7 protein-coding genes and 2 pseudogenes are annotated in these 22,041 nt (G+C 65.1%); 4 read left to right on the top strand and 5 right to left on the bottom strand.

All coding sequences use genetic code 11. From position 1 onward, the window contains the following. Positions 1–2: 2 nt before the first annotated feature. Positions 3–10,544 (bottom strand): PPE family protein, encoded by a 10,542-nt coding sequence (locus G6N24_RS18735; RefSeq protein WP_085160544.1) that lies wholly within the window; start codon positions 10,542–10,544, stop codon positions 3–5. A gap of 179 nt (positions 10,545–10,723) precedes the next feature. Further along, positions 10,724–11,882 (bottom strand): annotated as a pseudogene (locus tag G6N24_RS25560) (integrase catalytic domain-containing protein). A 103-nt stretch (positions 11,883–11,985) separates the two neighbouring features. Between G6N24_RS25560 and G6N24_RS18725 the strand changes: the two are divergent. Next, entirely contained in the window at positions 11,986–13,509 is a 1,524-nt protein-coding gene (locus G6N24_RS18725) for an HNH endonuclease signature motif containing protein (RefSeq protein WP_163745555.1), read from the top strand. Between the two features lie 152 nt (positions 13,510–13,661). Then, positions 13,662–14,490 (top strand): annotated as a pseudogene (locus G6N24_RS18720) (IS982 family transposase); the annotation flags it as partial. A gap of 18 nt (positions 14,491–14,508) precedes the next feature. Here the strand turns inward: G6N24_RS18720 and G6N24_RS18715 are convergent. The 3 genes from G6N24_RS18715 to G6N24_RS18705 form a co-directional block, all read right to left on the bottom strand. After that, entirely contained in the window at positions 14,509–15,399 is an 891-nt protein-coding gene (locus G6N24_RS18715; protein ID WP_085160098.1) for an aldose 1-epimerase, read from the bottom strand. 3 nt (positions 15,400–15,402) lie between these two features. Beyond that, entirely contained in the window at positions 15,403–16,557 is a 1,155-nt protein-coding gene (locus tag G6N24_RS18710; protein ID WP_085160112.1) for an FAD-binding oxidoreductase, read from the bottom strand. 459 nt (positions 16,558–17,016) lie between these two features. After that, positions 17,017–17,193, bottom strand: coding sequence for a hypothetical protein (locus tag G6N24_RS18705; RefSeq protein ID WP_163745554.1), 177 nt, complete (start codon positions 17,191–17,193; stop codon positions 17,017–17,019). 392 nt (positions 17,194–17,585) lie between these two features. On the opposite strand from G6N24_RS18705, the gene G6N24_RS18700 reads away from it, so the two are divergent. Beyond that, positions 17,586–18,869: an Rv1453 family transcriptional regulator gene (locus G6N24_RS18700; RefSeq protein ID WP_085160093.1), complete on the top strand. Its 1,284-nt coding sequence runs from the start codon at positions 17,586–17,588 to the stop codon at positions 18,867–18,869. Positions 18,870–19,420: 551 nt separating this feature from the next. Continuing rightward, positions 19,421–21,967, top strand: a complete 2,547-nt coding sequence (gene clpB / locus G6N24_RS18695) for an ATP-dependent chaperone ClpB (RefSeq protein WP_085160091.1) — start codon at positions 19,421–19,423, stop codon at positions 21,965–21,967. The last annotated feature ends 74 nt before the right edge of the window (positions 21,968–22,041 follow it).

The following is a 22,041-nucleotide window of genomic DNA, read 5'->3' as shown; positions in this document are numbered from 1 at the left end:
CGCTACGGCCCCATCCCCTCGTTGAAGAATCCGGAGAGTTGGCTGCCGAAGTTCCCGACACCGGAGACAAGGGCCTGCTGCATGAGGCTGAGCATGGTCGTGTTGTAGAAGCCCGAGATGAAGTTGCCGAGATTCGCCCAGCCCGATTCCAGTGTGCCGACGTTTTGGAAGCCCGAGAGGTCGGGGCCGCCGGCGTTGAAGAGGCCCGAGTTTTGGGCGAAGGCGTTTCCGAAGCCCGATACGGCGCCGGCGGCGTCGTTGAAGAAGCCCGATGCGCCGCCGGCTCCGGAGTTGAAGAAGCCGGACGATGGGGAACTGGTCGAATTGAAGAATCCCGGGGTTTGCTGCCAGCCGAAGCCGAAGGTAAAGGGGCCCACGGTTCCGCTGCCGGAATTATCGATGGTTTGCGAGATGACCGTGTCGATCGGGGTTTGCGGGTTGAGCACGGTCGCATCAATGGTGTAGGGGCCCACGTGCTCGGTGGTTATGGGGATGGTGACCGAGACGTGGAGTACGCATCCGACGAAGGGGATGTAGACGACGCAGACCGTGGTTTCCAAACTGATCGGTATCTCGAATTCGGCGATCGTGAACATATCCTGGGTCACGGCGTTGATGGTGCCCGTGACCGGAATCTGTATGTCGGAACTGATGTCGTAGCTCCAGGGGATTTCGGGAATGGTGCTCGAGTAGGCGAAGCCACCTAGGCCCTGGTAGTCACCGCGCCAGAAGAAGCCGTTGCTGTAGCTGCCCGCGATGAAGGCGCCGGTGTCGACATTGCCGGAATTTGCGAAGCCCGTGTTGGAGTCGCCCGTGTTGAAGTAGCCGGTGTTGTAGTTGCCCGGGTTGAAGCCGCCCGTGTTGTAGCTACCCGGGTTGAAGCTGCCGGTATTCGTGTTGCCCGCGTTGTAGTAGCCGGTGTTGTAGTTGCCCGCGTTGCCGACGCCGGTGTTGACCAGGCCGCTGTTGAAGAAGCCGGTGTTGGTGCTGCCCGTGTTCCCGATGCCGGTGTTGTAGTCACCGGAGTTCCCGATGCCCCAGTTGCCGGTGCCTGAGTTGAAGAAGCCGACGTTGCCGGTGCCCGAGTTGAACAAGCCGACGTTCCCGGTGCCCGTGTTCCATGCGCCGAACCCGGTCAGCGCGTTGCCGGTGAGCCCGATACCGATGTTGGCGTCGCCCGTGTTGCCAAAGCCGATGTTGTTGTTGCCGGTGTTGCCGAAGCCGACGTTGAAGCTGCCGGTGTTGCCCAACCCGATGTTGTTCAGGGCCGCCGACAACGCGGCACCCGAGTTTCCGAAACCCCAGTTTCCGCTGCCGATGTTGCCGCTGCCGAGGTTGTAGTCGCCGATGTTGCCGCTGCCCCAGTTGAAGCTGCCGATGTTGCCGTTGCCCAGGTTGTAGCTGCCGATGTTGCCGTTGCCCAGGTTGTAGCTGCCGAGGTCGGCGCTGCCCAGGTTCCACGATCCCTGGTTTGCCAAGCCGAAGTTGAAGCTGGTCGCGGTCGGGCCGTTGCGCAACCACCCCGCCAGGTCGGTGCCGATGTTGGAGAACCCCGAGACATTGGCCGGCGTCGCGAGGCCCGTGTTGAACAGGCCCGAGACGGTGTTACCCAGGTTCGCCCAGCCCGATTGCAGCGAGCCGTAGTTTTGGAATCCGGAGTTTCCAATGGCCGCGGTGGCGAAGTTGTAGATGCCCGAATTGTTGCCGAAGTTCTGGAAGCCCGACGCGCTCCCGGCGCCCCAGTTGAGGAAGCCCGACGAAGGGCCGGTCGTGGCGTTGAAGAAGCCCGGGGCCGGCGCGACGTCGATCAGCGGGACGTAGGCGGGACCGAAGCCGCCGGTGCCGCCGATGTGGACCACGGTCGAACCGTCCGGCGCGCCGATGTTGATGTTGATCGCGGGTTGCGTGCCGAAGTCGATCGTGAAGGGCGTGTTCGACGGGGCCGAGGCGTTTCCGCCGTGGATGGTGATGGGCCCGATCGGGGCGATCACCGTGCCCTTGACGATGGTCAGGTCGACGGAACCTCTGGTGTCGATTGTGGGGATGGTGATGGCCGGGACCGAAACGTCGGTGATGGTGCCGACGATGGGGATGTTGATCGGGATGTCAACGTTAAGGAACGCCGGGATCCTGTTGACGACGATGGTGTAATTCGCCTGCAGCAGGCCCTCGCTGTCGGCGCGCCAGAAGAAGCCGTTGTCCATGTTGGCGGTGATGAAGGCGCCGGTGCCAAAGGTGCCGGCGTTGGCCATGCCGGTGTTGTAGGTGCCGGGGTTGTAGAAGCCCGTGTTGTAGTCGCCCGGGTTGGCGATGCCGGTGTTGAGGTCGCCGATGTTGAACAAGCCGGTGTTGTAGTCGCCCGGGTTGGCGATGCCGGTGTTGAGGATGCCGGTGTTGAACAGGCCGGTGTTGTAGCTGCCCGCGTTGCCGATGCCGGTGTTGCCGACGCCGGTGTTGCCGATGCCCCAGTTTCCGGTGCCCGAGTTTCCGATGCCGACGTTGCCGGTGCCCGAGTTGAACAGGCCGATGTTCCCGCTGCCCGAGTTCAACCCGCCGATGCCCACCTCGTTGTTGCCGGACAATCCGATGCCGACGCCGCCGTTGCCCATGTTGCCGATGCCGACGTTGCCGGTGCCCGAGTTGAACAGGCCGAAGTTGCCGGTACCCGAGTTGAACAGTCCGAAGTTGGAGGTGCCCGCATTGAAGAAGCCGGTGTTGGCGGCTCCCGAGTTCAGCGAGCCGAAACCGACCTGGTTGTCGCCGGTGAGCCCGATGCCGACGTTGTTGTTACCGGTGTTGAACAGGCCGACGTTGTTGTTGCCGGCGTTCGCCCACCCGCGGTTGGAGTCGCCGGCGTTCGCCAGGCCGACGTTGTTGTCGCCCAGGTTGAACAGGCCGATGTTGCCCATGCCGTCGTTCAGCGGGCCCAGCCCCACCTGGTTGTCGCCGGTGAGCCCGATGCCGATATTGCCGTTGCCGGTGTTGCCGAAGCCGATGTTGCCGTCGCCGGTGTTGCCGAAGCCGAAGTTGCTGTTGCCGGTGTTGCCGAAGCCAATGTTGCCCAGGGCCGCCGTCAACCCGGGACCGGCGTTGCCGAAACCGAAGTTTCCGTTGCCGACGTTGCCGCTGCCGACGTTGTTGTTGCCGACGTTTCCGAATCCGATGTTCGAGCTGCCGAGGTTGCCGCTGCCGATGTTGAAGTCGCCGAGGTTTCCGCTGCCGACGTTGAGGCGGCCGATGTCGGCGAGCCCGGCGTTGAAGACGGTCCCGGTCGGGCTGCGGAACAGGCCCGCCAGGTCGGTGCCGATGTTGTAGAAGCCGGAGATGTTGGCCGCCGTCGCGAGGGTGGCCGTGCTGGTGTTGTAGAAGCCCGAGACGGTGTTGCCGAGGTTCGCCCAGCCCGATTGCAGCGAGCCGTAGTTCTGGAAGCCGGAGCTTCCCGCGCTCGCCAGCGTCGTGTTCCAGAAGCCCGAAAGGTTCCCGCCGGTGTTCCCGAAGCCGGAGGCGCTACCGGTGCCGGTGTTGAAGAAGCCCGACGAGGGGCTGGTGGTGGAGTTTCCGAAGCCGGGTGCCGGCGGGATGTCGAGCAGCACGACGCTGATGGGGCCGGCGCCGCTGCGGATCGAGATAGGTATCGAGGTGTTCGGTCCGCCGATGGTGATATCGATGACGGGCAGGGTGCCGCTGATGGTCGGAATGGTGATGGGTCCGACGCTGACGTTGGTGATGTTTATCGCGTTGAGGTGGATTGTCGGAATGGTGAAGCCGTTGATCGTGAGCGTCCCGAGGTCGGCGTAGATGGGGATATTGACGGGGATGCTTATGTCGAAGTTCAGCACCGGGAACTCGGGAATATCGATGGCGACGTGAGCGCCCCACAGGCCCTGGTAATCGCCCCGCCATAAGATGCCGTTGCTGTAGTTGCCGGCGATGAAGGCGCCGGTGTCGACGTTGCCCGAGTTGGCCAGGCCGGTGTTGTAGTCGCCCGTGTTGAAATGGCCGGTGTTGTAGTCGCCGGTGTTGAAGCCGCCCGTGTTGGTGCTGCCGGTGTTGTAGCTGCCGGTGTTGTAGTCACCGGGGTTGACCAATCCGGTGTTCGTGCTGCCCGTGTTGTAGCCGCCGGTGTTGAAGGTGCCGGCGTTGGCGATGCCGGTGTTGCCGGTGCCCGGGTTCCACAGGCCCCAGTTGCCGGCGCCCGCGTTCCCGATGCCCACGTTGCCGGTGCCCGGGTTGCCGATGCCGACGTTGCCAGTGCCCGAGTTGAACAGGCCGACGTTGCCGGTGCCGGTGTTGAAGAAGCCGGTGTTGTCGCTGCCGGAGTTGAACAGGCCGGTGTTGCCGCTGCCCGTGTTCAGCGCGCCGAATCCGAGTTGGCCGTCGCCGGACAGGCCGATGCCGATGTTGTTGTTGCCGGTGTTGGCGAAGCCGATGTTGTTGCTGCCGTTGTTCGCGAAACCCTGGTTGAAGTCGCCCAGGTTCGCCAGGCCGATGTTGTAGTCGCCCAGGTTTGCCAGGCCGAGGTTGAAGTTGCCCAGGTTGGCGGGGCCGACGTTGTATGCGCCCTGGTTTCCGGAGAAGACGTTGAAGCTGCCGATGTTGCCGGCACCGAAGTTTGCGTTGCCGACGTTTCCGAAGCCGACGTTGGAGTTGCCGACGTTTCCGCCGCCGACGTTTCCAACGCCGATGTTCGCGAAGCCCAGGTTCGCGATCGGGTTGTCATTGAGTAGCCCTGAGAGGTTGGCGCCGACGTTGCCAACACCCGAGATATTGGCCGGCGTCGAAAAGCCCAGCGTGCTCGTGTTGAGGAAGCCCGAGACGGTGTTGCCGAGGTTGGACACGCCCGATACCAGGTCGCCGAGGTTCTTGTAGCCCGAGATGCCCGAGGTGCCGGACGTGAGGTTAAAGAAGCCGGAACTGTTGGTGCCGGTATTTCCAAACCCCGACACGGTTCCGGCGCCGGAGTTGAAGAAACCCGACGACGGAACGGTCGTTGTGTTTCCGAAGCCCGGGGCCGCCGGGATGTCGATGATCGGGATCGTGATCGGGCCCAGGCCGCCGGTGCCGGTGATGTCGATCAGGGGTCCTGGGCTGGTACCGATGCTCATCGCGATCGCGGGAAGGGCAATCGAGATGCTCGGAAAATTGATTGCGCTGAGTTTGACGACGCCCGAGATGCCGGCGCCCAAGATGGTGATGTCCACGGTGACCGCCGGAATCTGGAAGCCCTCGATCGTGACGACGCCGAGTGTGCCGGTGATCGGGATATCGAGGTAGATCGGCACATGCATGTTCACCGGGATGGCGGTGTCGGGAATGGTGATTGTGTTGCTGATGCCCAACAGGCCCTCGTAATCGCCCCGCCACAAGAAGCCGTTGCTGTAGCTGCCGCTGATGAAGGCGCCGGTGTCAACGCTGCCCGAGTTCGCCAAGCCCGTGTTGTAGTTGCCGGTGTTCAGGTGGCCCGTGTTGTAGGAGCCTGGGTTGAAGCCGCCGGTGTTGAAGCTGCCCGCGTTGAAGCTGCCGGAGTTGTAGCCGCCCGCGTTGCCGAAGCCGGTGTTGACGTTGCCGGCGTTGGAGAACCCTGTGTTGATGTCACCGGAGTTGAACATGCCGGTGTTGGTGCTGCCGGTGTTGCCGATGCCCCAGTTTCCGGTCCCCGAGTTTGCGATGCCGACGTTGCCGGTGCCGGTGTTGAAGAAGCCGGTGTTGTCTGTGCCCGAGTTGAACAGGCCGGTGTTACCGCTGCCCGAGTTCAGCGCGCCGAATCCGAGTTGGCCGTCGCCGGACAGGCCGATGCCGATGTTGTTGTTGCCGGTGTTGGCGAAGCCGATGTTGTTGCTGCCGTTGTTCGCGAAACCGCGGTTGAAGTCGCCCAGGTTCGCCAGGCCGATGTTGTAGTCGCCCAGGTTTGCCAGGCCGAGGTTGAAGTTGCCCAGGTTGGCGGGGCCGACGTTGTATGCCCCCTGGTTTCCGGAGAAGACGTTGAAGCTGCCGATGTTGCCGGCGCCCAGGTTTGCATTGCCGACGTTTCCGAACCCGAGGTTGAAATCGCCCACGTTTCCGAAGCCCACGTTGTAGGTGCCGACGTTCGCCAGGCCCACGTTGAACGTCGACATCCCGGGGGGCGGAACCTGGTTGTAGAAGAAGCCCGCGAGGTTGCTGCCGACGTTCCACGCGCCCGAGACGTTGGCCGGCGCCCCGATGCCCGTGTTGAGCAGGCCCGAGACGGTGTTGCCCAGGTTCGCCAGGCCCGATTCCAGCGAGCCGTAGTTTTTGAAGCCCGAGGTTCCCGGGCCCAAGGCGTTTTGGAAGCCGGAAATGTTGGCGCCCACGTTCGCGATGCCCGAGACCGTCCCCGTGCCACTGTTGAGGAAGCCCGACGACGGGTTGGTGGTGGCATTGAAGAAGCCCGTTGTCGCTGGGATATTGACCACGGTCCAGTCGACGGGCCCGATGCTGGCAGTGGCAGGGATCGACACCACCGTCGAGCCGTCGGTGGCGCCGATATTGATCGAGACCGCGGGGCCGTTAGCCGTGATGGGCGGCACGGTGAGGGAGTTGATGACGCCGGTAAAGAGGGGGATCCCGATGTTGACGGCCAAACCAAAATTGATGTCCTGCATCGTGATGCCGCTGTAGACCGTGTCGGTGAAGCCGGCGGTAATGGGGATGTTGATGGGAGCGTTGACGTCGACGTGTGCGGGAATTTCGGGAACGTGGATTGTGTAGTTGGCGCCCCACAGGCCCTGCTGATCGCCCCGCCATAGCGCGCCGTTGCCCATGTCGCCGGTGATGAAGAAGCCGGTGTCGATGTCGCCCGCGTTGGCAAAGCCGGTGGCGTAGTTGCCGGTGTTGTAGGCGCCCGTGTTGTAGTCACCCAGGTTGGCGACGCCCGTGTTGGTGTTGCCCGCGTTGAACCAGCCGGTGTTGTAGCTGCCCGCATTGGCGACGCCGGTGTTGACGCTGCCGGCGTTGAGCAGGCCCGTGTTGGTGCTGCCGGCGTTGCCGATGCCGGTGTTGAAGTTGCCGGAATTGCCGATACCCCAGTTTCCGGTGCCCGAGTTGCCGATGCCGACGTTGTTGGTGCCGGAGTTGAACAGGCCGATGTTCCCGGTGCCCGAGTTCAACCCGCCGACACCGAACTGGCCGTCCCCGGTCAGCCCGATGCCGAAGTTGTTGTCGCCCGTGTTGCCGAACCCGATGTTGCCGTCGCCGGTATTGCCGAAGCCGAAGTTGTTGCTGCCGAGGTTGGCGAACCCGATGTTGTTTAGCGCCGCGGTCGACCCGGGACCCGCGTTTGCGAACCCAAAGTTTCCGCTGCCGACGTTGCCGCTGCCGACGTTGTTGCTGCCGACGTTTCCGAATCCGAGGTTCGAGCTGCCGAGGTTGCCGCTGCCGATGTTGAAGTCGCCGAGGTTTCCGCTGCCGACGTTGAGGTGGCCGATGTCGGCGAGCCCAACGTTGAAGACGGTCCCGGTGGGGCCGCGGAACAGGCCCGCCAGGTCGGTGCCGATGTTGTAGTAGCCGGAGATGTTGGCCGCCGTCGTGAGATTGGCCGTGCTGGTGTTGTAGAAGCCCGAGACACTGTTGCCCAAGTTCGCCCAGCCCGATTCCAGCGAGCCGAAATTCTGGAAGCCCGAATTTCCTATCGCACTCGCCAAGCCGCTGTTCCAGATACCCGAATTGCCGGCGCCGAAGTTTTGGTAGCCGGATGAGCCACCGGTGCCCGCGTTGAAGAAACCTGACGAGGGGTTGGTGGTCGAGTTTCCGTAGCCGGGGGCGGCCGGGATATCGACGAATGTGATCGTGCGGCTCTCGACGGCTCCGACAATGCTGATGGGCACGTTGATTGTTGGTCCGCCGATGGTGAGCGTCACCGTCGGGGTGGTAATCGAGGATGCGCCGAGGATGATAGGCCCGATATAGAACAGGCCGCCCAAGTAATAGGTTTTGGGAAAAACTGCTCCAGCCGTGGTGACCGGGACCACCATGCTGGGGAAGGTCATTACGTTGTTGACGGGAATGACCATCTGCTCGTTGATGGGAATGTAGGGCGTGGTGTAGGAGATGTTGATCGCAATCTGGCCCTGGTTGTCGAGCGACTGGGAGAAGCCATTGTTGAAGTCACCCGTATTTAGGGCGCCGGTGTTGACGTTACCGATATTGAAGAATCCGGTGTTGGTGTTGCCCGGGTTGTAGCTGCCCGTGTTGGTGTCGCCGATGTTGAAGTTGCCCGTGTTGGTGTCGCCGACGTTGAAGGCGCCGGTGTTGTAGCTGCCCGTGTTCAGCCAGCCCGAATTGACGTTGCCGGCGTTGGCCCAGCCCGTGTTGTAGGTGCCCGCATTGTGCAAGCCCGTGTTTCCGGTGCCGGGGTTCTCGATGCCCCAGTTCCCGATGCCCGCGTTCAGTATTCCCGAGTTCCCGGTGCCCGAGTTACCAATGCCGATGTTCCCGGTGCCCGAGTTGAAGAAGCCGACGTTGTTGGTGCCGGAGTTGAAGAGGCCGGTGTTGCCGATTCCCGAATTCAGGGTGCCAAACCCTATTTGGCCGTCGCCGGTGAGGCCGATGCCGATATTGTTGTTGCCGGTGTTTCCAAAGCCAATATTGTTGCTGCCGGTGTTTGCGAAGCCTTGGTTGTAGTCGCCGGCGTTTCCGAAGCCGACGTTGTAGCTGCCGAAGTTTCCGGGTCCGATGTTGTAGTTGCCAAGGTTTCCGGACCCGAAATTGTATATCCCGATGTTTCCGCTTCCGAAGTTGTTGCTGCCAATGTTTCCGCTACCGAAGTTTTGGCTGCCGATGTTTCCGCTGCCGAGGATGTTGAGGTTGCCGACGTTGCCGCTACCGAGGATGTTGTTGTTGCCGACGTTGCCGCTGCCGAGGATGTTTTCGTTGCCGATGTTTGCGTTGGCGAAATAATTCCCGACGCCCTGGTTTGCGATGCCGAGGTTGAAGGTTATCGGGCCGCGGAAGAAGCCCGCGAGGTTGCTTCCGCTGTTGAACACGCCCGAGATGAAGGCCGGCGTCGCGATGCTCAATAGGCTCGTGTTGAGGATGCCCGATATCGTGTTGCCCGCGTTGATCAGGCCCGATTCCAGCACACCGGTGTTCGCAAAGCCCGAGTTGCCGATGGCCCCCGAAGATGAGTTGAAGAAGCCGGAATTGTTGGCGCCCGAGTTGAAAAAGCCCGATGCGCTACCGGCACCGCTGTTGAAGAAGCCCGACGACGGGGAGGTGGTCGTGTTGCCGTAGCCCGGGCCCCCGAAAAACAGGCCCTGGTAATCGCCCCTCCAGAGGATGCCGTTACTGAAGTTGCCCGTAATGAAAGCGCCGGTGTCGACATTGCCGGAGTTCACAAAGCCGGTGTTGTAGTTGCCGCTGTTCAGGTAACCGGTGTTGTACCTGCCGATGTTGAAGCCACCGGTGTTGCTGTTGCCCGGGTTGTAGCTGCCGGTGTTGTAGCTGCCCGAGTTGGCCAGGCCGGTGTTGGCTATGCCGGAGTTGAAAAAGCCGGTGTTGGCGTCGCCCGAGTTGCCGATGCCGGTGTTGTAGCTATTGCCCGAGTTGCCGATGCCCCAGTTCCCGGTGCCGGAGTTGCCGATGCCGATGTTGCCGGTGCCCGAGTTGAACAGGCCGACGTTGCCGGTGCCCGAGTTCCAGCCGCCGAACCCGGACTGTCCGGTGCCGGTGAGCCCGATGCCGTGGTTTCCGTCGCCTGTGTTGCCGAAGCCGATGTTGTTGTCGCCGGTGTTGCCGATGCCGATGTTGTTGTTGCCGGTGTTGCCGAATCCAATGTTGTTCAGCGCCGCGGTCAATGCCGGACCCGCGTTGCCGAACCCGATGTTGCCGCTGCCGATGTTTCCGGAGCCGAAATTGGAGTTGCCGATGTTTGCGGAGCCGAGATTGAAGTTGCCGATGTTCGCGTTTCCGACGTTGCCCTGACCCACGTTTGCCAGGCCCAGGTTCCGCAGGCTGGGCATGGCGGCTGCCGCGGCGGCCGCGCCGGACAGGCCCGCGCCGCCCAGGAGGCTCTGCAGCGCCTCGAACGGCGTCAACGCCGAAGCGGCCGCCGAGGCGTCGGCGTAGTAGCCGAACATTGCGGACACATCCTGGGCCCACATCTGCTCATACTGAGCTTCTGCCGCCGCGATGGCAGGGGCGTTTTGGCCCAGCAGGTTCGAAAGCACCAGAGACACAACCTGGTTGCGGTTGGCCGCGATGATCGCCGGCTGCACCGTCGCCGCCCGCGCCGCCTCGAACGCGGCCGCCGCTAACCGGGCCTGCGACGCCGCCTGTCCGGCTTGGGCCGCCGCTGAACTCAACCACCCCAGATACGGCGCCGCCGCGCCCGCCATTGCCGCCGACGCCGCGCCCTGCCATGCGGAGCCCACCAGGCCGGAGGTCACCGACGAAAACGAGGATGCTGCCGAACCCAACTCGGTTGCTAGCGCCTCCCAGGCCGCCGCCGCCTCCAGCATCGGCCGCAACCCGGCGCCCAGATACAGCCGCGCCGAGTTGATCTCGGGGGGGAGCACCGCAAAGCTCATCATCCGTCCCTAACTGGAACCGTGGCGCGTGTGGTAGGGACGATTATTCAACAGATGTCCGATGCCCAAACCGTGTTTGAGCACACGACTTCGCAGATTGTGCGGGCCGGGTCGGACTTGGTCCGGGCAAGACCGGCCTTACCCGAATGCGGTTGACACAATCAATGTCGCCTGTTGCCTTATGTGAAGATGGGCGCGAGGGCGTCGGGTCCAGCTGTGCTGGTGGCCAGCGTGAGGGGCTGGGCGGTCAGGGCTTGGATCTGGTGTTGGGTGGCGGCGGGATTGATCAGGGAGTAGGTCCGCGTTAGTGCCACGATGCGCTCCACGGTCATGGTGGGGTGATCGATCGCGTGATGGAACGCGGTGGCGGTGGTGTCGTGTTTCTTGGGCACCGTGGCGCCGTTGCGGACTTTAGAGATCGGTTTCTGCTGTGGGTAGAAGTAGTTGGTCAGCTTGGACTGCAACTGCCAGATCTCGTTGAGCGGCAACAGTTCTGCGGCGGTGTCGTAGCGGTGGTAGCCGACGGTGGCGCGCACTACCGTCCAGTTCTTCTGCTCGACGTGACAGCCGTCGTTCTTGTTGCCCGGCCGCGCCCGGGTGAAGGTGATCTGGCGGTCCTGGCACCATCTGAGCAGGTCTTCGTTGATGAATTCTGATCCGTTGTCGGAGTCCACACCTAGGATCGGGAACGGCATCTTGCGGGCAATGTCATTTAGGGCGGCCGGCACGCATTTGGCGGTCTTGTCCGGCATTGAGCGGTTCTCGGTCCAGCCGGTGGCGATGTCGGTGACCGTCAGCGTGAAGGCATGGCCCCCACCGCGATTGCCGCCGTCGTGAAAGACCGTGTCGATCTCGACGAACCCGGGCCGCGCGTCGTCCCACTCGGCCCAGGTGCGCACCGGGATCTGGCTTGTGAGAAGCGATCCCGGCTTTGTCCCCACACGCCCTTGAGCTGGTGTTTGGCCCGCTCACCAGCCAGGCGGCGATCGATGGTGGCCGCTGACATTGACACCAACAGCGCCGCGGTGGCCTCGTCGATGACCAGTTCTCCGAACTGATGCAGCACTGCCACCGGTTGCCTGAGCATCGGCGCAAGCCGTTTGCCGGCGGGCATTCCGGGCACTGTCCAGCGCACCAACGGCGCCGCGGTGACATCAGGCCCGTACTTCACTGGCCGCGGACTGCGCGGGGTGACGATCTTGGGTTGCAGCGCCGCTTTGAGCGCCTTGCGGGCATGGCTGCGGTGCCACCGGGTGTTAGCGCACAACTCGTCGAGAATCCGACTCGTACCGCGGTGGTCTCGGTGATTGCTCTGCGCTCGGCCAACGTCAACCCCATCCACCGGGCGTTCGCGCGCATCTTCAATGAGGCAACGAATCAGCCTTTCGCGCGCATTTCTCACGGGTCAACGTGGTCGGCGGGGTCTGCTAGTATCGAATGTATGTTCGAAGGGGTGCTCGATCCGGAGGTGGTGGCCCGTTTCGATGAGCACGTCGAGCGGCGCCATCCGTCGACCACTGCGGAGTCGGCGGGGTTGGTGGAGCGGATTTGTGCGGCCGCGCGGGCGGAGAACCGGGCCGCCGCCGCGCAGCTGGTGGCTGTGGGGGAGTTGTTCGCCTCTCGGTTGTCGCGGTGTTCGGAGACCGAGGACTGGGCGATCGACACCATGGAGGCGGTGGCCGCGGAGGTGGGTGCGGCGTTGCGGATCAGCCAGGCGCGCGCCGCCGGCCGGCTGCGTTATGCGCGCGCGATGCGTGAGCGGTTGCCCAAGACCGCTGCGGTGTTTGTGGCCGGCGAGATCGACTTTCGGGCGTTTTCCACGATCGTGTTCCGCACCGATCTGATCGTCGACCCCGAGGTGCTGGCGGCGGTGGATGAGTTGGTGGCGCTCAATGTGACGCGCTGGCCCTCGATGACCAGCGCCCGGCTGTCCGGGGCGGTCGATAGGATCGTGGCCCGCGTGGATACCGATGCGGTGCGCCGGCGTAAGGAGTATCAGGCCGATCGGCAGATCTCGATCGGACAGGACCAAGACGGCCTCTCGCGCATCGACGGCAGCCTGTACAGCGTCGACGCCCACGCACTGGACAAGCGGTTGACTGCGTTGGCGGCCACCGTGTGTGCCCACGATCCGCGCACCCGCGAGCAGCGCCGCGCCGACGCGTTGGGGGCGCTGGCGGCCGGGGCGGATCGGCTGGGCTGTGGCTGCGGGCTCACCGACTGCCCGGCCGCCACCCGCCCGGGCGCGGCCCCGGTGGTGATTCATGTGATCGCCGAACCCGCCACCATCAATGGCACGGGCTCGGCGCCGGCATCTGAGATGAACGCCGACGGGCTGATCACCCCCGAACTGATCGCCGAGCTCGCCACCTCGGCCAAACTGGTGGCGCTGATCCACCCCGGCGATGCCCCACCCGAGCCCGGCTATGTGCCGTCGAAGGCGTTGGCCGATTTTGTGCGGTGCCGGGATCTGACCTGCCGCTGGCCCGGCTGTGACCGGCCCGCCGTCGATTGCGATGTGGATCATTCGATCCCCTACGCCGCCGGTGGGCCCACCCATGCGGCCAACCTGAACTGCAAATGCCGAACCCATCACCTTGTGAAGACCTTTTGGGGCTGGCGGGAACGGCAACTACGCGACGGGACCCTGATTTTCACCTCACCGTCGGGGCACACCTATGTCACCACGCCGGGTAGCGCGCTGCTGTTTCCCAGCCTGTGCCGCGCGGTCGGCGGTATGCCGGCACCGGAGGCCGACCCCCCGCTCGACTACTGCGCCCACCGGACGGCGATGATGCCCAAACGCCGGCGCACCCGCGCCCAAGACCGCGCCCACCGCATCGCCACCGAACGCCGCCACAACCGCGCCGCCCGCACGGTCGCCCACACCACCCGGCTAGCCGAACCCCCCAACCACCCCGGCCCCGCCCCACCCGACACCGACCACGACCCACCACCATTCTGACCTTTCGTGTCGCGTGTTCGTGGTCTAGATGAGTAATTCCAAGGGGTGTTACTGGTGTGGCTGCTGTGAATTGCGGCTGAGGGTGTCCAGGATTGGCGTTGCAAACCCAACCTGGCACTGGAGGCCGAAGTGGACGCCGACCTGGACACCCTCGCCAACAAATTGGGCTCGCCCCGCGGTTGTCCGACGCCGAACTGGTCACGCTGGTGGTACTGCAAGCATTGCTCGGCTTCACCTGCGAGGCGCGGTGGCTGCGCTATGCGAATACCCACCTGCGTGGCATGTTTCCTTATCTACCAACACAATCCGGATACAACAAGCGGGTCCGCGCCGCGACTGACATGCTGCGTGCGGTGATCGCGCACCTGGTCAAGTGCACCAGCTGCGCCACCGATGACGTGTGGGTGGTGGACTCGACACCGGTGGAGTGCGGGCGCTCACGAGAGACCGCGAAAACGCTCCGATCTGGCCGGGTGGGCCGAGTACGGCTACTGCGCATCGCACTCGCGCTCCGTCTGGGTGCTGCGGCTGCACCTGCTGTGCACCCTGTCGGGGCTGCCGGTCGCGTTCGCGCTGACCGGCGCCAAGGCCGACGAACGCGAGGTCCTGCTGGGCATGCTCAAGGCCGACCCGGCCCTGGTCGCAACCCATCCCCGCCAGGCCCTGATGGCGGACAAGAACTACTACGGCAAGGCGTTTGAGGCCGAACTCGCCGACGCCGACGTCCAGCTGCTGCGACCAGCCCGCAAGGGTGAGAAACCCCATGCGGAACAAGACTTTTTCAAGCCGCTACGGCAGATCATCGAATCGATCAACAACACCCTCAAAGCACAGCTCGACCTCGAACGCCACGGCGGGCGCACCATCGCCGGCGTCGCAGCGCGAGTTCTGCAACGCATCCTCGCCCTCACCGCCGCGATCTGGCACAACGACCACACCAGCCAGCCCGTCCTACGATCACTGACCGCCTGCGACCGCTGACCCCGTGGAATTACTCATCTAGGCGCGGATTGAGAACACCGCGACGGCCGACTCGCCCGGGTTCGCGCATCGGTAGCCACCCCGACGTAACGCATCGGTCGGAGCGGTCATTGGCTCGAAGCACACCACGTCCTCGCCGGGCGGCGCGAAGATCTGCGCCGCCGGGTACCCGCGTTCGAAGTGCACTTCGAGGCGGCGGGCGCCGCCGGAGACGGCGAATACCGATCCATCGGGCACCTGGTCGTAGCCGTCGTCTAAAGACTTGTCGCCCAATGGTTCTGATGCTGCCGGCCGCCGAGTCGTTTCGCCGGTGGGTAGTCCCCGCTCGTCGAGGGACAGCTGCCGCAGCGGCGGCGTCTCGATGGTCCACTCGCTGCGCGGTACGCCCGGCACGTGCAGATAGGGGTGGAAGCCGAAGCACAGCGGCACCGCCTTGTCGCCGGTTGGGGTGACGGTGGTGCGCACCGTCAGCGCCCGGTTGGCCACTCGCACCGTCAGCGCGAGCAAGTGCGGATAGGGGAAGCTGGCAAGCAATCGGGAGTCGGCGGCGAAGTCCAGTTCGGCGCTCAGCTCGTTCGCCGATTCGGTCGTCACCCGCCAGCCCGGATACGCGGCCAGCACCCCGTGTATGGGTAGTCCGTTGGGGTCGGGACGGACACCGTTCACGCCAGGTGTCAGCGTCACCGTCGTGTCCAGCGCGGTATAGGTGTTGTCGCCCAACCGATTTGCCCAGGGATACAGAATCGGGATCCCCATGGTCTTGGCCGCGGTGATGTAGCCGTCCAGGCCGTGTCGTTGGCCGAGCAGCTCAGATCCGGAGTCGGCCAGCGATGCGCCGATCATGCCCGCGTCGGGCACGAACTGGGCCTCAACCGGTGATGACGGGTCGCGCAGGATGACGACGTGCACGGGTTACCTCGACAGCGGGTCGTGCTGAATGCGTTCCGGCGGAGCGCCCTTGGCGATCAAAGCGGCCTTGGTCGCGCGGACCATCGCCGGTCCGCCGCAGATCAGGATCTGCCGGTCGCCCCAGCCGCCGTACTTGGTCACCACGTCGGGCAGCCGGCCGGCCTGGCGCACATGCAGGCCGCGCGGTGGCGACACGTCAGGGTAGTCGGCGGCCCAGGACGGATCGCGGTTGTACTCCGACACCGGCGACACCGAGAGCCACGGATTATGCGCCGCGATCTGCCACAGCGTGCGCAGGTCGTAGAGCTCGCAGAAGTAGCGTGCGCCGAAGAAGAGATGCACCCGTGGATTCGCGGCGAAGCGGGTCAGGTCCATGATCAACGCGCGCAGTGGCGCCAAACCGGTGCTGCCGGCCACCATCAGGACATCCCCGCCTTCGCGGTCGACCCGCATTCCGCCATGCGGGCTCGACAATCGCCACCGGTCGCCGGGTCGCGTCTCGTTGACGATGGCCGTGCTGACCAGCCCGCCGGGAACCACCCGGACGTGGAACTCGATGTGGCCGTCGGGGTCGGCCGGAATGGCGGGGCTGAGGTATCGCCAGCGGCGCGGGCACTGCGGGACGTGGACGTTGACGTACTGGCCGGGGTGATAGTCCAGCGGGTGGTCGAGACGCAGCCGAACCACCGCGAGATCGCGTGACACCCGAAGGTGCTCGGCCACCTCGCCGTCCCACCAGGCGGGCCCTTCGTCGGCGTCCGCCGCACCGCTCATTACCCCGGTGATCAGATTGAGCGAGGCAATGGCGGCCTGCTCGACGGCATCGGTCCAGGCGCTACCCAGATGACTGCGCATCGTCGCATAGAGCGCGTGGCGCAGCGTGTCGTAATGGCTCGGCAGCACACCGTATTTGCGATGGTCCCGGCCGAGCTGGGCAAGAAAGCTCACGGGCGCCTCGGCGCGCTGGGCGACCAGCTCGCCGTACACCCAACACAGCGCGTGGGCGAAGGAGGCCCGCTGGGCGTCCATGTCCGGCGGGAACAGATCGCGAACCGACGCGTCGAGCGCAAACCAGTGGGTGTAGAACCGGCGGGCGAGGTCCGGGCCTGCGAAGGCGTCTTGCAACACCCGCAACGCGTTCCGGTCCTCAAGGCCCACGGACCGTGATTCTAAGCTCGCCGCGGCACGGTCGGCGACGCCGCGGCCGCGGCCCGGCGGCACACCGCGAGGATCGTGGCAGTCGCTCCGGCGCCGAAACAAATGGGACGACGCTGCCGTCCCGGCGGGTCACCAACCACCGCCGGAGGTGTGTTCCGCCTGGTGTCGGCGGCAATGCCGCTTGTGTTCTGCGCCGGCCGCTGGCCCGCCAGCCCCGCCGTCGCCGACGGCGCCGCCGGCGCGGATTAGCCGGGCGCTGCTGTTGCGCGAAGGTGTCTTGCGGTGCCCGCAAGCCATCACGGTCCTCGATAGCCGGCGAACCTAACCCGGGGACTTCAGCAAGACAGCACAGGCGCGGGTGCGACCAGCAGTGCGTGAATTCCCTTGTACCGCAGCACTAATCCGATCAGCAACAGGATGGCCGCGACCGGGCGGCGTGGTGCCATTGCATCCAGTACTTCAGCCGCTCCAACGGAGCAGCGAGGCGGTCACCGGCAGCACGGGGGTGGCGACCGCCGACGCGGCGATCGTGAGGAACAGCGCGGGCGAGAGAACGGTTGCGGGGATGTCGAATGCGTCGGTACCGATCGCCAAACCTGCTGCTGCGCAGATGAATAGCACTTTGGGGTTAACCACGGCGAGGGCCGCTCCCGTGACTGTCCTTCGGCTGGGAGCATCTTCATGACTCACTAAACAGTGGCGGCACCGGTGGTGGCGGTGCGGGACTCGGGTTTGGCAACACCGTCGGCTTGGTACGTGATGTTTGTCGGCAACGGCGGCCATGGTGGCCTTGGCACCACCGGGGGTACTGCGCCAGGGCCGGTTTCCTGATCGGCAACGGCGGAGGCGGGGTAGCGACAGCAATGCATGTGTGCGGCGCCGATGGGACTTAAACCGCCGTCGCCGTCACCGCCGGCGCCGCCGGTGCCGTGCGAGTTGGCTCCGCCGGCCCGCCCAACGGGGCAAAGCACCTCAACCGGTGTGCGAAAAACATCGTGCACAATGCAGCGTTGCCCTAGCATCGATCCGTGATACGGCCCGAGCCCTCACCACGGGTATGTCAGCTCATCCGCGCGGGTGCGCGGATCGTCCTCGACGGCAGCCAAGACTTCCTCGTCGAGGTTGACTGCGCCATGATCGCCGGCAACCCGGTCATCGCCAACGACCCCGCGCTGGCAACGCTGGTCAGCCGCGCCAGCCGTTCCCATTTGATCCACTTCGCCACCGCCTGTCTGCACAGCCCTGGCGCCCCGGTGCCGGCCAACCTCGGCGACGAGCCGCTGTGCATGGCCCGCGAGCTGATACGCCGCGGCCTCGCCGAGTCCGCGCTCGACATGTACCGCATCGGACAAAACGCCGCCTGGCGGCTCTGGCATGACATCGCGTTCGGACTTACCCACGACCCTCAAGAGCTGCACGAGCTCCTTGAGACGCAATTTCGGTTGGCCAACGATTTCGTCGACGCCACCCTCGCCGGCATCGCAGCACAGATACAGTCGGAATACGACCAACTGACGCGTGACGGTCGTGCCGAGTGCCGCAGGGTCGTCGAACAGATCCTTGGCGGCGCCCCATTCACCCGTGAGCGCGCCGAAGCTCGATTGGGCTATCCCCTCGACCGATCTCACATCGCCGCCATCATCTGGAGCGACCAGCCCGAAGGTGATCCCGGCCGCCTCGACCAAATCGCCGAAGCATTGGGCCACGCCGCGGGTTGTCCGCGCCCACTGACCGTGGACGCCAGCGCCGACAGCCGCTGGGTATGGGTCAACGAGGTGGTTCCCCTGGACAGCGAGCAGATCCATCCGGTGCTCACCAGCGCACCGAACGTGCGCGTCGCGATCGGGACCGCCGCCATTGGAGTCGATGGGTTCCGGCGCAGCCACTTGGAGGCACTCGCCACGCAGCGCATGATGTCTCGGCTCCGGTCGCACCAGCGCGTTGCCCGCTTCGCCGACGTCCAGATGATCGCGTTGCTCACCGAAAACCCTGACGGCGCGGACGATTTCATCGAGACCACCCTCGGAGACTTTGCCGCTGCCAGCCCGATCCTGCAGGACACGGTGCTGACATACATCGCCGAACAATGCAACGCTTCCCGCGCCGCCAAGCGGCTGTTCACCCACCGCAACACCTTGCTGCACCGACTCGAGACCGCTGAACGGCTGCTTCCCCGACCCCTCGACCGGTCCACTATCGAGGTCGCCGTCGCGCTCCAAGCGCTGCAGTGGCGCGGTGATCACACCCGTGATTCCACCGGGGCGCGTACCCAAGAGCACCTCAATGGCGCCGTGCGCACGGCACAGCACTGAGCACCCTCATCGACCTCGTCCGCGTCCGAAAGCCGCACGGCAAATATGAAAACCCACCGCGTGGTCGGCGATCAGCGACAACCCGCAGCCTGCCGCCATCTCGGCATCACCACCGGCGATTTAGCCAACATGCCGCCGAGCGCCGAGTATCGCCGAGTATCCGCCCACCGACACGCATATGGGCAAACCGCCCAGCTGACTCGGGCCCGTGCAGGCCAACCAAGCGCCGCTGCGCCTGATGTCGGCTGGCGATCGGCGACCAGCGCAGCGCATCACCATCCCAGCAAAACCACAGGTAGTGCCTACGACCACGATGTGCGATAGCGCTGTGAGCCCTATGCTCCCACCCCCAGTACGACGCGAAACAGGGCACACCTCACACTCTGGTGCACAAGCACAGTGCAAACTGCCCAGCGGGAATGCGGCCCCCGTTAGCCAACTGAGCGGGTGCAGCGCCGTGAAAAACGTGAACTTGAGCGGAACAGACTCAACATTGACGGCGTTGAAGAACCCGACAAGCATTTTTTAGACGCACCCCGAACGGAGCTGTCGTGGACTCTTTCAACCCCACCACCAAGACGCAGGCGGCCCTCACGTCGGCCCTCCAGGCGGCCTCGGCCGCCGGGAATCCCGAGATCAGGCCCGCTCATCTGCTGATGGCGTTGTTGACGCAGAACGACGGGATCGCCGCACCGCTGCTGGAGGCCGTCGGCGTCGAGCCCGCCACCGTCCGCGCCGAGGCGCAGCGCCTGCTGGATCGGCTGCCCCAGGCCAGCGGCGCCAGCTCGCAGCCCCAGCTGTCCCGCGAATCGCTGGCCGCGATCACCACCGCCCAGCAGCTGGCCACCGAGATGGACGACGAATACGTCTCCACCGAGCACCTGATGGTGGGTTTGGCCACCGGCGACTCCGACGTGGCCAAGCTGCTGACCGGCCACGGCGCCTCGCCGCAGGCGCTGCGCGACGGCTTCGTCAAGGTGCGCGGCAGTGCCCGGGTCACCAGCCCCGAGCCGGAGGCCACCTACCAGGCGCTGGAGAAGTACTCCACCGACCTGACGGCCCAGGCCCGCGAAGGCAAGCTTGACCCGGTCATCGGGCGCGACAACGAGATTCGCCGGGTCGTGCAGGTGCTCTCCCGTCGCACCAAGAACAACCCGGTGCTCATCGGCGAACCCGGTGTCGGCAAGACCGCGATCGTGGAGGGTCTGGCCCAGCGCATCGTCGACGGCGACGTCCCGGAAAGCCTGCGCGACAAGACCATCGTCGCCCTCGACATGGGTTCGATGGTCGCGGGCTCGAAATATCGCGGGGAGTTCGAGGAGCGGCTGAAGGCCGTGCTCGACGACATTAAGAACTCGGCCGGGCAGATCATCACCTTCATCGACGAGCTGCACACCATCGTCGGCGCGGGCGCGACGGGTGAGGGTGCGATGGACGCCGGCAACATGATCAAGCCGATGCTGGCGCGCGGCGAGTTGCGGCTGGTCGGCGCGACCACGCTCGACGAGTACCGCAAGCACGTCGAGAAGGACGCCGCGCTGGAGCGCCGCTTCCAGCAGGTGTACGTCGGCGAGCCGTCGGTGGAGGACACCATCGGCATCCTGCGCGGGCTCAAGGATCGCTACGAGGTGCACCACGGCGTGCGCATCACCGACTCCGCGCTGGTTGCCGCGGCGGCGCTATCCGACCGCTACATCACCGCCCGGTTCCTGCCGGACAAGGCCATCGACCTGGTCGACGAGGCGGCCAGCCGGCTAAGGATGGAGATCGACTCGCGGCCCGTCGAGATCGACGAGGTCGAGCGGCTGGTGCGCCGGCTCGAGATCGAGGAGATGGCGCTGGCCAAGGAGGAAGACGAGGCGTCCAAGGAGCGGCTGGAGAAGCTGCGCGCGGAGCTGGCCGATAAGAAGGAAGAGCTGGCAGAGCTGACAGCCAGATGGCAGAACGAGAAGAACGCGATCGAGATCGTCCGCGAGCTCAAGGAGCAGCTGGAAACCCTGCGCGGTGAATCGGAGCGGGCCGAGCGCGACGGCGACCTGGCCAAGGCCGCCGAGCTGCGCTATGGGCGCATCCCCGAGGTGGAGAAGAAACTCACCGCGGCGCTGCCCCAGGCCGAGGCCCGTGAGCAGGTGATGCTCAAAGAAGAGGTCGGGCCGGACGACATTGCCGACGTGGTGTCGGCGTGGACCGGCATCCCGGCGGGACGGCTGCTGGAAGGCGAGACCGCCAAGCTGCTGCGCATGGAAGACGAGCTGGGCAAGCGGGTCGTCGGGCAGAAGCGGGCCGTGCAGGCGGTGTCGGACGCCGTGCGCCGCAGCCGGGCCGGGGTTTCCGACCCCAACCGGCCGACCGGCGCGTTCATGTTCCTCGGCCCGACGGGCGTCGGCAAGACCGAGCTGGCCAAGGCGCTGGCCGACTTCCTGTTCGACGACGAACGCGCCATGGTCCGCATCGACATGAGCGAGTACGGCGAGAAGCACACGGTTGCTCGCCTGATCGGCGCCCCGCCCGGTTACATCGGCTACGAGCAGGGCGGTCAGCTGACCGAATCGGTGCGCCGCCGACCCTACACCGTGGTGCTGTTCGACGAGGTCGAGAAGGCTCACCCCGACGTGTTCGACGTGCTGCTGCAGGTCCTCGACGAGGGCCGGCTCACCGACGGGCAGGGCCGAACCGTCGACTTCCGCAACACCATCCTGATCCTGACGTCCAACCTGGGTTCGGGAGGTAACGAGGAGCAGGTGATGGCCGCGGTGCGCGCGACGTTCAAGCCGGAGTTCATCAACCGCCTGGACGACGTGTTGATCTTCGAGGGCCTCAACCCCGAAGAGCTGGTGCAGATCGTCGACATTCAGCTCGCGCAGCTGGGCAAGCGGCTCGCACAGCGGCGGCTGCAGCTCGAGGTGTCGCTGCCGGCCAAACAGTGGCTGGCGCACCGCGGCTTCGACCCGGTGTACGGCGCTCGTCCGTTGCGTCGGCTGGTGCAGCAGGCGATCGGCGATCAGTTAGCCAAGATGCTGCTTGCCGGCGAGGTGCACGACGGCGACACCGTGCCCGTCAACGTCAGCCCGGACGGCGACTCGCTGATCCTGGGCTAGGTTCCTCGGCGAGCAGCCGCGAAAGCCCCCATTTCGTCACGAAATTGGGAGTTTTCGCGTCTGCTCGCCCTAAA

Source organism: Mycobacterium lacus (assembly GCF_010731535.1).
Classification (GTDB): domain Bacteria; phylum Actinomycetota; class Actinomycetes; order Mycobacteriales; family Mycobacteriaceae; genus Mycobacterium; species Mycobacterium lacus.
Note: the sequence above shows the minus strand (reverse complement) of the source record. Positions and strands in the feature narration are given on the sequence as shown.

Excerpts from the sequence above, each read along its gene's own strand:
- G6N24_RS18725 (WP_163745555.1), top strand. The coding sequence starts at position 11,986 with ATGTTCGAAGGGGTGCTCGATCCGGAGGTGGTGGCCCGTTTCGATGAG.
- G6N24_RS18735 (WP_085160544.1), bottom strand. The coding sequence starts at position 10,544 with ATGAGCTTTGCGGTGCTCCCCCCCGAGATCAACTCGGCGCGGCTGTAT.